The 11,349-nt window shown below is 50.7% G+C and carries 5 protein-coding genes; all 5 read right to left on the reverse strand.

The genetic code is table 11. The annotated features are described in order from the left end of the window. Positions 1-146 precede the first annotated feature (146 nt). Positions 147-7,988 (reverse strand): GLUG motif-containing protein, encoded by a 7,842-nt coding sequence (locus DQW50_RS13715; RefSeq protein ID WP_112079834.1) that lies wholly within the window; start codon positions 7,986-7,988, stop codon positions 147-149. A gap of 769 nt (positions 7,989-8,757) precedes the next feature. Then, the gene (locus tag DQW50_RS13720) at positions 8,758-9,516 is read right to left on the reverse strand and encodes a bacteriorhodopsin (RefSeq protein WP_112079835.1); all 759 of its coding nucleotides are present in this window, start codon (positions 9,514-9,516) and stop codon (positions 8,758-8,760) included. Positions 9,517-9,794: 278 nt separating this feature from the next. After that, positions 9,795-10,178 (reverse strand): DUF5658 family protein, encoded by a 384-nt coding sequence (locus tag DQW50_RS18870; protein WP_394338593.1) that lies wholly within the window; start codon positions 10,176-10,178, stop codon positions 9,795-9,797. 1 nt (position 10,179) lies between these two features. Continuing rightward, positions 10,180-10,773, reverse strand: a complete 594-nt coding sequence (locus tag DQW50_RS13725; RefSeq protein WP_112079836.1) for a response regulator — start codon at positions 10,771-10,773, stop codon at positions 10,180-10,182. 10 nt (positions 10,774-10,783) lie between these two features. Next, positions 10,784-11,107: a HalOD1 output domain-containing protein gene (locus tag DQW50_RS18875; RefSeq protein ID WP_157964874.1), complete on the reverse strand. Its 324-nt coding sequence runs from the start codon at positions 11,105-11,107 to the stop codon at positions 10,784-10,786. Between the last annotated feature and the right edge of the window lie 242 nt (positions 11,108-11,349).

The following is an 11,349-nucleotide window of genomic DNA, read 5'->3' on the forward strand; positions in this document are numbered from 1 at the left end:
GATGGCCCGAATGACCGAGATGCGGAGGTGTCGAAATCATGGATGGTGAGATCCTCAAGATCGCTCTCGGTATCGTCTGAGTTTTCTGCTGGATCAAGAAAGACGGTGTCGGTATTTGAATTGATGTTTCACGATGTGGGATCGGACTACCAGATGGAATCGTCGTCCTCGGAGCGCCGACGCCTCACACCCCAGGCGATGACGGCTACGATCACGACGACGAGGAGAGCAATAATCGCGTAGATAGCGAATCCGACAGGCGTCTCATCGTCGGTAGTGGTTGGATGCTCGTTGTCGGAAGTGTCTTCGCCCGCCGTAACGGTCAGATCCGTTACCGTGGTGTCAGTCTCGCCAGCGTTATTCGTCACGGTGAGTTCGACAGTGTACTCACCTGGTTCGTCGGCGGTTACTGTTACCGTTTCTCCGGTTATCGTTTCACCGTTAACACTCCAATTGTAGGCGGCAATCTCGCCGTCTTCGTTCGTCGAGTCGCTACCGTCAAGCGTTATCTCCTCGCCTACGGTGACTGAGTCAGGCGAAACGGTCGCAACCGCGTCCGGCCCGCTAGTGGGCTCAGTTGAGTCGGGAGCACCAACAGCAAACAATGAGAGGCCGGGCGATTCGGACTCGAAGACGTGATGAGTGTCGGTTGTTTCGACTTCAGTCGCGTCCAGTTCGTTCCAGCGTCCGGTCTCGTCGCGATAGAGCGCGATATCCTCCGACTCGATATCGTGTTCGTCGAGATATGCGGATCGCACGCGGAACTGGAACGTCACACCCTCGATGTCGTCGTCCGGATTCGAGTGAGTCACTTCGACGTAGCCGATGGCCGACGAGCCAGTTCCCTCGAAGAATCGGTCGTTGGTACTCTCATTGGTTTCGCTACTGGCGTCCCACTGACGGACGCTAATATTGAACTTGCGGGTGCCGGTTTCGGTCGGTTGAACCGACAGGTTGTCGTGATTGACGTTACGTCCGGTTGGCTCCTCTGTTGCGTCGTCTGCCTCGTCGGTAAGTGAGAGCAAGATATTACCGGCTCCATCGGAATCCGAGACGGCGAAGCCAATTGACCCGTCGGTGGATGGCTGGCGAGTAACCGACTGTGATTGGTTGTCTCCAGTATCGGTCTCGTTGATGCTGTTCCCGTTTCCGCCACCACTACTGTTATCTCCACCACTCTCACCACTACTGTTATCTCCACCACTCCCACCACTACTGCCATCTCCACCACTCCCACCACTACTGCCATCTCCGTCATTGCTCGTGTCGATCATGACAGAGTCAGACTCGTCACTCGCACCGTCGTTGTCGTTAGCATCTTCAGCAGTGTCGAGTGTCGCTCCAAACGTGCCGCCCTCATTCTCGCTCAGAGTAGCAGTGTATGTGAAGCCATTAGTAAGGTTACCGCTTTGGGTGAAGTTACTCATCACTAGATTAGTCCCATCGGCGTCATCCGTCCCATTGGAATTGATCTTACTCAGCTCTTTGTCGGAGTCAAAGGAGACTTCGACAGTCTGCCCCTCTGTATTGTTAACACTGAAGTTCGTAATCTCTGGAGGCGTCGTGTCAGTGGCAGCTTCCATACTGAAGATTTCGGAAGTGACTGATGGGTTTACGTTGAATTCCAACCTGTAATCGCCAGTCGTCGTGTTGACAACTAAGTTGTCGAATGTGGCTATCCCCGACTCGTTCGTCAGAACGGTCAATGTAGAGTTATAACCGAAGTCCTGTGGGTCCCCTACGGGTTTCAGTGCGACGGTAACATTAGTTCCCTCAACGGCGTTGCCGTGCTCGTCAGTGACGTTGACTGCCGGCAGACCAGTCAGTGTCTCATTAGCTATCTGGATTACGTCTGGCTGCGTCTGGATCACTACTGAGTCAGCTGCGGCAGATTCGACCTCAAAGGTCTGAGCGCTGGCTGTGTCGCCGGCAGTCACGTTGTGGTCGCCACTACTGATGGAGAAGTTCAGCTCATAGCTAGTGCCTGCTGTTTCGATCACGAGATCGTCAAAAGTAGCGACGCCATCACTCCCGGTCGTCTGGGTGGTCGTTCCCGAGTCGAATGAGTAGTCGCTGTTTTCGGTCACCGTCACGTCGACTCCCTCAACGGCGTTGCCGTGCTCGTCAGTGACGCTGACTTTCGGCGGGCTGGTGAGCGTCTCACCAGCTGTCTGTGTTCCGTCCGGCTCTGTCTGGATCGCTATCGAGTCGGCACCGTCACTACCGTCACCATCTGTATTAACGGTTAGCGTGTCGGTGCCCGCTGTCTCTCCCGAATCCGTATGAGTTACAGTGACTGTACTTCCATCATCGCCCTCCTCCAGCACGGTTCCATCTGATGGATCTACCGAATAATCGGAGTCCCAATCGCTATCCCCGTACGTGACGGTTGAGGTTGACCCGTCACTGTACGTTTCAGTCACTTCGATTCCGCTCAGGTTCAGCGATTCTCCGGAGTCGTACGTGAGGTTTGGCTGGGTCTCGACGGAGATGGAGTCCACCACCGCATTCACGGTCAGCACGTCGGTGTCCGCTGTCTCCCCCACATCTGTGTGGGTGACTGTGACGGTGCCGCCATCATCGGAGTCTTCCAGTGTTGTTCCGTCCGATGAATCTGCCGAATAATCAGAGCCCCAATTGTTATCACCGTACGTGACGGTCGAGGTCGATCCGTCACTATATGTTTCAGTAACTTCCATGCCGCTCAGGTCCAGAGCTTCTCCTGAATCGTACGTCAGGTTGGGCTGAGTCTCGACGGAGATGTAGTCCACCACCACATTCACAGTTAGTGCGTTAGTGTCTGCTGTCTCTCCTGAATCCGTATGAGTTACCGTGACGGTGCTTCCGTCATCAGCAACTTCTAGCGTGGTTCCGTCCGAGGGATCGGCAGTGTACTCCGACCAGTCAGCATCGTCAAAGCTCGTCGTGTCCGTCGTTCCATCTGAAAGCGTTTCGTTGATGACCATCCCGCTCAGGTTCAGCGATTCGCCGGAGTCGTACGTCAGGTTGGGCTGGGTCTCGACAGAGATGGAGTCTACCACCGCATTCACGGTCAGCACGTCGGTGTCCGCTGTCTCCCCCGCATCTGTGTGGGTGACTGTGACGGTGCTTCCGTCATCGGAGTCTTCTAGTGTTGTTTCGTCCGATGTGTCTACCGAATAATTGGAGTCCCAATCGCTATCGTCGTACGTGACGGTCGCGGTTGAATCATCGGTGTAGGTTTCGGTAACTTCCATTCCGGTCAGGTTCAACGCTTCTCCGGAGTCGTACGTCAGGTTGGGCTGAGTCTCGACAGAGATGGATTCGACCACCGCATTCACGGTTAATGGATCAGTATCTGCCGTTTCTCCTGAATCCGTGTGGGTGACTGTGACGGTGCTTCCGTCATCAGCATCTTCTAGTGTGGTTTCGTCCGAGGGATCTACCGAATAATTGGAGTCCCAATCGCTATCGTCGTACGTGACGGTCGCGGTTGACCCGTCACTGTACGTTACAGTCACTTCCATCCCGGTCAGGTCCAGAGCGTCGCCCGAGTCGTACGTCAGGTTGGGCTGGGTCTCGACAGAGATAGATTCGACCACCGTATTCACGGTTAGCGGATCCGTATCAGCCGTATTGCCTGAATCGGTGTGGGTGACTGTGACGGGGCTTCCGTCATCGGAGCCTTCCAGTGTGGTTTCGTTCGATGGATCGGCAGTGTACTCCGACCAGTCAGCATCGTCAAAGCTCGTCGTGTCCGTCGTTCCATCTGAAAGCGTTTCGTTGATGACCAGGCCGGTCAAGTCTAGAGCGTCTCCCGAGTCGTAGGTGAGGGTATCGGGCTGCGTCTCGACGGAGATGGAGTCCACCACCGTATTCACGGTCAGCGTGCTGGTGTCCGTCGTCTCTCCTGAATCCGTATGAGTGACAGTTACATTGGTTCCATCATCGGAATCAGCCAAGGGATCTCCGTCCGCCGGAACCGCGGTGTAGTTCGACCAGCCAGCATCGTCGAAGGCCGTTGTTTCCGTAGTTCCGTCCGAGAGTGTCTCATTGATGACCAGGCCGCTCAGGTTCAGAGCGTCTCCAGAGTCGTAGTCAAGCGTATCGATCGGGGTATCAACAGATATGGAATCCACTACCGTGATCTCCGTTAGCGTGAAGTTTTCAGTAGCGGATTCACCAGCATTGAGGCTGATGTTGCGCTCGTCGTCTTGGTGGTCAGTAGCCCCAGTGACGACGAGGTGGTAGTCATCAGCGCCGAGTCCGTCGAAGCTGTATGAGCCATCGTCAAGATCTGCGGTCTCGTCAGCATCGCCGGAGTCGTTCTGCTGATAAAAGTAGATTTCGACCGTACCATCACTCACTCGCGTTACACCGTCACCCTCGAACACGTCACCGCTCACCGAGGCCGGGTCAGCATCGGCTAATTGTTCCAAATAAGGATACCCATCGTTTGTCGCCCCGCCGATATTCCAGATGTTTTCTTCGCCCTCGTCATCGTTCGGATTGCCGACGAAGTCCCACGGGTCGTCTAATCCGTCAGTGTCTGAATCGGTAAACGTAGCGACTTTGTTCATCTCTTCGGTGGTCTTTGCGGTTCCTCCTGCCGAATCATCTTGTTCCGATGTATTCGTGTCCCAGAAAGCGTTAGAGTAGGACCCGCCATCATCGCTACCTGTTAATCCACCAGAATAATCTCTGTCTCGTACCCATCCCGTTGAATAAGCGTTCGTAATATCTGCTCCGTTATTTCGTCCTATTAAGCCACCTAAATATGAATCTCCGTAAACATCTCCTGTAGCATACGAATCGGTCACTGAGCCTCCAGTCTGCGAAGAATCAAAATGACCGATAAGGCCACCTATATTAGTTTCCTCATCATGTTCAGGGCTGACATTCCCGGTAGCATAGACACGTGTGTACGTATTACTGCCAATTTCGTAACCAACTAATCCACCTACTTTTGACCCCTCTCCACCGGGTATAGTTCCTGTTGCATAAGAGTCAGTGATATCTGCTCCACTATTGTTACCAATCAGTCCACCCACCCTATTTTCTCCTAGAACGTCCCCGATTGCGTACGCACCCGTTATTGAGCCTCCAGTCTGAGAATCGTCAAAAAGCCCAATAAGACCTCCTACGTCATTTTCTTCACCGTAGTCTAGACTGACATCCATCTCGGCGTAAACATCTGTGTAGTTGTTACCACCAGCTTCGTAACCTACTAAGCCTCCTTGCTTACCTCCTTCTCCATCTGGTATACTCCCTGTTGCAGAGGAATTTTTGATATCTGCTCCACTATTATAACCAATGAGGCCCCCAGTTTCTGTTTCCCCGTTAACAGTTCCTGTAACATTCACTCCAGAGATAGTCGATCTTTCAGTATCTTCAACGGTCCCAACCAACCCTCCGATCTGGTTTGATTCCGACGCTACGTCAACGTCATCCAGAGTAACATTTTCAATTGTTGCTCCATCAATTTTAGAGAATAAACCATTGCTCCCACTCAAGTTTGCGATGGTGTGGCCCTGTCCGTCAAAGGTTCCCTCAAACGTCCCGATAGAGTCCCAATCTGTAGAATCACCCGTATCGTCTTTATCTAGATCAGTTGTTAAGACGTACTCGTCAGTCAAATTATTACTGATGCCTTCTAGTTCCTTCCAACTATCTATCTCAACCGGGGGTAACGGTTCCCAGCTTAATCGTGGATAGTCAGTACCATTCTGGATAAACCAATCTGTATTTGCATCGTAGTTTCGTCTTTGTTCAATAGTCCACTCAGAGTAAGTTGCTATATTTTGCATCTCTGCCGTAGTTTTACCGGTTACATCACCCCCAGAAGATCCCTGTCCCGAAGTTGTAGTGTCCCAGAAACTATTGACGATATCTCCACCGACATCGTCACCAGCGAATCCGCCTACGTTATCATCTCCGGTTACTTCACCAGTTGAATACGAATCTTTGACATCGCCACCCTCTTTTTTACCAATAAACCCTCCCACGTAATTCTCACCAGCTACTGAGCCTGTAGCGTAGGAACCACTCATTCCGTCTGTCCCCTCAAATAGTCCAAAGAATCCCCCCACGTTATCCTTCCCAGTTACGTCTACAGCCGCGTAAGAAGTGTAAACATACCCGCCTTCGTCGATATATCCAACCAATCCACCGACGTTGTCATCTCCTGAGACATTTCCTGTCGCATACGAATCTGTGATATTTCCATTTTCGTCATTTAAACCGACTAATCCACCAACGCGATTCCCTCCGCTGACGTCGATATTAGTTACACCTACGCGCTTGACATCTCCGGTTATATTTCCAAACAGCCCAACATAATCTTCGCCCTCTCTATCGATATGCAGATCACGGATCTCATACTCTTGTCCATCAAATGATCCATCAAAGTCAGCTATTGGGTCCCATCCGTTGCCATCATTAGCTTCGCTGGAGGCATAGTCGTCGTACCCTGTGGTCTCGCTGGATATGTTGTTGACGAGTACAAAGTAGTCATCTTCGGTTATTTCAGCTAAGTCGCCCCAATTAGAAATTTCGTACGGGTCATCCTCTGTGCCGCTACCACCAGAAAACGTGTACGAAAGTGTACCATCTGCTCCGTCCTGCCAAGTGAGAATGGGATAGTTGTCGTTTACTGTGCCATCCTGGTCCATCTCCCAATACTCGTCTGTGCCGGCATCATCATTTTCTGTGCCAACAAAGTCCCATGCAACATCAAGCCCATCGTTGGACTCGTCGGTAAAGGAGTTGTAATCCTGCATTTGAGCGGTGGTGAGGCCAGTTCCACCACCGGAAGAAGACTGTCCCGAGGTTTCGGTGTCCCAGAAACTATCATCTGTCCATGTATCTCCGTCTTCTCTTCCAGTAAGTCCACCAACTTTGCCGCTTTCACCCGCCTCATCTACGAGGCCAAATGAGTAACTTTTCTGGATTGTGTCACCATTATCTCCAACAAGACCACCAACCATATCACCGCCACTAATTACCTCTGTACCGGTGTAACTGTTATTTATTTCACCTTCATTAAACCCAACCAATCCACCGGTTCGATCTCTCCCGTCGACCATGCCAGTGGTGAAGCTGTTCTTGATCAATCCATTGTTTCTGCCCGCTAACCCACCCATCATTTGATCCCCGGTGAGGTCCACGTTCGTCACCCCGAGATTCCTCACCTGGCCGGTTCCTTTGATAGTCCCGAAGAGTCCATTATTATCACCCTCACGGTTTATGAACAGATCATCGATAGTATGGCCCTGACCGTCGAATGTTCCACAGAAATCATCAACTGGATCCCATCCTTCGCCCCCATCAGCGCCACTAGATGCATAAGTGTCATATCCTTCAGTCGATTCGTTCAGGTCGTTAGAAAGCTCAAATGAATCGTCTGAATGGTCACTTACTGCGTCCAATCCAGCCCAGTCAAATATCTTGTGAGGTTTGTCTTCTGAACCATCGCCATCTAGCAGAATAGAGCTGTCATTGAGCATATTTCCGTCTCTAGACTCAACATCATACGTGATTTTTTCAGGATCGTTCGCGCTGCTGGCATCGACATTGAGAGTTACTTTTAATCTTCTAAATTCTTCCGCCCCGGAGCCGACAGCCTCAACAGCAACAAGCGCAATTCGGTCACCCTCATCAACAGTGTCGAAATCTTCGACATCTGATCCCTCGGCATCGCCTATTTCCTCTGTATCATTTGAGGCATCACTACCAACATTAAGATCTCCTGAACCAGAATCTGGTGTGGAAACATCACTTATTCCGGTAATACTTACGCCGCTTTCGGCTAACTCCTGAACATTTATGGATATTAGATCTTCATTTTCTTTATTTCGATCAGAGAACTTCACCTCGACATATACCTCTAGAGTATCTTCCCCTTCTGTAATGTCTCGGACGTCAGGATCTTGCAGTTCTGTTATTTGTGAAGATTGCGCCGCCACAGTTCCAACAAGCGTCAAACTCATAGTAATTATGGACAGCACCATGATCACGCTGAAAAAAACTGCCCAGACCTTACCGTGTGTATCTTGTACCAATCTATTATAATTGTAGGCAAAAGGTATAGCGCGTTTTCCGATACATACACCTATTTGGTATTCTTAACCCCTATATATAGGTTCTCTGGCTAATGAAGTTAGTTTTGTGGGATGAACAGGACGATAAGTTAATCCGTCCAGATACTCCCAAGCCTGCCCAGCGAGTGTTATTAACTCGAAGGACTCCTTATCAAAAGGCATGATAGCACTCCTCACGTCTGGCTTAGTCGGCGAAAACAAGCGGGGTCAGACGCTCCCTCGTCGCCATCAAGTAGTCAGGGAGAGGCCGAACCACGTCTGCGGAAACTGCGCTCCCTGTAGATTCAATCGTGGAATGTATAAAACGTGTCGTTGAAACACGAAGCCTCGCAGCTTGATCCCAAGGTACTTTACGTTTACAGAGGTTCGAGGAGAAAGCCCACGACTTCAGTCCTGCCTCTTACCCATAAGTTCATCGAGGCCCAAACGGGCGTTTCAGACGCTTTCGGCCCCGATCTAAACTCGATAGATCGAGATGAGGAGCGATTCGGGCGGTGATATCGGCGGTGGGGAGGTACTAAATGCGAATAAACGAGGTCGACGAAATCGTTCCACGAGGGTCTTACATCCGTAGATATCGGTATTTTCAGCCGAGCTCATCGATCTCGGCAGCGACTTGATTTGTGGGTAAGAGACAGGACTGAACTCGTGTAAGAAGTCACCTGACTCCCTTGCGTGATTAGTCACTGGATTCTGTATCTCCTAACGCCGCACTAGCAGCATCGCCGGCAGCGTCGAGAACATCGCGACTCGATAGCAAGATAATACCGAAGCCGACCTTCGCGACGAGATCGAGCACCATGAACCCAGCCGTTTCGCTATAGAGGCTGATCATTCCGAGCCCCTCCGTGCCGAGGATCCACCATACTGGGTAGACCAGCCAAACGACTACGATGAGGTTCCGAAGCGTGCTAAACGTTGATCGCGCGGCTCCCGATAATTGGCTTGCTTCTTTGGTTAGGGTGCCGAAGAGGAAGTATAGCAACACCATTAAGAAGCCCGTCGAGACTCCCCACCAAATAATGCGATCTCCGACAGGGCTGAGCAGCACACCGGCTGTCGATAGCGTTGCCACGGCACCGGTGCCGATCATCAGTACGTCAAGGCCAACGAGTGTAGACAGTTGGTTTCGGTTTGCCCCGGCAAGCAGTCCGAGGTCGATGAGTAAGAGTGGCGTTGTGAACAGCCAATCGGTATACCGTGCCCAATAAATCGGTAGCTCCTCACCGCCGATCTCGATTGTCGTCAAGCCGAATCCAAGTGCCATGCTCAGGTAGTTTACGAACGCGATAGCAGTGATGAATATCGTGACAATATAGAACTCTTGACGGCGTCTATTCTTTTCACCCCATCCGCGAGCGATGAAGTACAGCATACCAATGAGCATTCCCGCTGTCCCTAGCCACAGCCATAGTGATTCGCTGCCTGGTTGGGTCATAGTCCCTCAGAATATTCACTCATATACAGTATATGTTGTATGCCTCTATGTATAGTGTAACTTGTAGATTGCCTCTGCTAATAGGTACTAATACTCTATCTATCCAGTTTTGATCCGTGAATTGCCGCAGGGCCAAGCCTCTGGCATCCTCCTAAACCGTTTATAAAATGAGGGTTTGGACCTTCATTGCAGAAATTAAAGCAGAGAAAGCAGCATAGCAAATGATATAATTAACACAATTGAAACATATAATAATAAACCGACAAACTCGATCAATCTCATATCCAAATGAGTACCATATTATGAAGCGACACAGCGCTCCATACGACCAAAGCTGAAAGGTATGCTACATTGCTCCACAGATCGATATTATGTCTCGATTGTGCGACCCAGGGAAGCAGGTATTCACCAAGAAAGAATAATAACACTAGTGACACCGACGAGAGAAAGAATAGGCCGGGGATGATTCCGAGAGTCTCAACAATAAGTACGACAATCGGATTGGCTTCTCGCAGTCCGATGCTTAGCCCATAGTACGTGAGACTCGCATCTATAGCTCGTACGAAGACCAATCCGATGAGCAGCGGATATTTACTTTCTGCGAGTACTTCGATACTGCTGCTGGCAGCACAATTAGTGGATGCCACGGCTCCTCGTACCATATCAGAACTGCTCTACAGGTTGGGATCCGATACGCTGGTCTCTGACCAGCATATCGATCTGATAATCTGTTTCGAGACGCTGAAGTGTCGTATCAGCTTCCTCCTCCAACTCCCGTATTCTCTGGAGGAGATCGCCGTATCGATCGTCCTTTTCCAGCTCTGTTTTGTCAAGGTTCGCTTCTAACGTGGCTTTCCTCGCGGTGAGTGAGAGAAGCTCTGTGAGTGAATCTTCGTATGTTAGAATCAGCTCTGCAGCTTCCACAGCTCGAAGAAGCTGTGTCCGGTCGATTGGTTTGAGAAGATAGTCATCCACATCGATGGACGCTAGGTCTTCCGTTGGCTGAACAGCTGTTACCATGATCACCTGCTGGGCATCGCCGCCTTCACGAATTGATTGTAGCACCTCCGTGCCAGAGAGGCCCGGCATTCGACGATCTAAAAGGACAATATCAATCGGTTCCTCAGCGAAGATTTCCAGTGCATCTTCCCCGGAATAGGCCACATGAACCTCGAAGTGCTCCTGTAGCCAAACGCCAAACAAGTCAGCGAGATTCTCTTCGTCTTCGACGATCAGAACGGTACTGGAATGGGTCATCTGTTCTCACTCACGCATCTCGTTCGACGATGACACGCACCGTTGATGCGTACATGACCGTCACAAGTGCGTCCTGAAAGAGAAACTCCACAGAGGGCATATGGCTGGTCTCCTCGACTGTACGAGTTTTGAACAAGCCATCTAATTTGTCTGCATCAACGAATTCGAACACCGGAGGTGATCTACTGAGTTCCGGCCAGTCTTCGACTGCTTGCATAAGTGTCTCAATAACCGCATCCGAAACACGGACAGGTCTGTCAAATTCACGCACTATTTGGGAATCTGTACTCCATCCCGTAGGTTCAGACTCTCGGTGCGGAGAGCTTTCGGCCATACAGAATACATCTATTCTACAATCAAACGCCTTCTACCCTGTAATATCGGGCCACCAAATATAATGCCTATATGGAAAGGCCCACTATTTGGAGCCAGTTTTCCGAATGTCGATAAGCAGGACAGCCCGAGTACTGTAGAACGTGATACTGAGGCAGGTCACAGCTCGGTTGAATCCTGATAGAGAGTCAGTACTTCACAAAGCCGCTTAGTTAGAACGTCTGCTTGCTGAAGGTGTGTCTA

This window comes from Halorubrum sp. 48-1-W (genome assembly GCF_003287355.1).
GTDB lineage: Archaea > Halobacteriota > Halobacteria > Halobacteriales > Haloferacaceae > Halorubrum.

What these genes read in the sequence shown, in the direction of transcription:
- DQW50_RS13725 (WP_112079836.1), bottom strand. Translation starts at nt 10,773, where the DNA reads ATGACCCATTCCAGTACCGTTCTGATCGTCGAAGACGAAGAGAATCTC.
- DQW50_RS18870 (WP_394338593.1), bottom strand. Translation starts at nt 10,178, where the DNA reads ATGGTACGAGGAGCCGTGGCATCCACTAATTGTGCTGCCAGCAGCAGT.
- DQW50_RS18875 (WP_157964874.1), bottom strand. Translation starts at nt 11,107, where the DNA reads ATGGCCGAAAGCTCTCCGCACCGAGAGTCTGAACCTACGGGATGGAGT.
- DQW50_RS13715 (WP_112079834.1), bottom strand. Translation starts at nt 7,988, where the DNA reads ATGGTGCTGTCCATAATTACTATGAGTTTGACGCTTGTTGGAACTGTG.
- DQW50_RS13720 (WP_112079835.1), bottom strand. Translation starts at nt 9,516, where the DNA reads ATGACCCAACCAGGCAGCGAATCACTATGGCTGTGGCTAGGGACAGCG.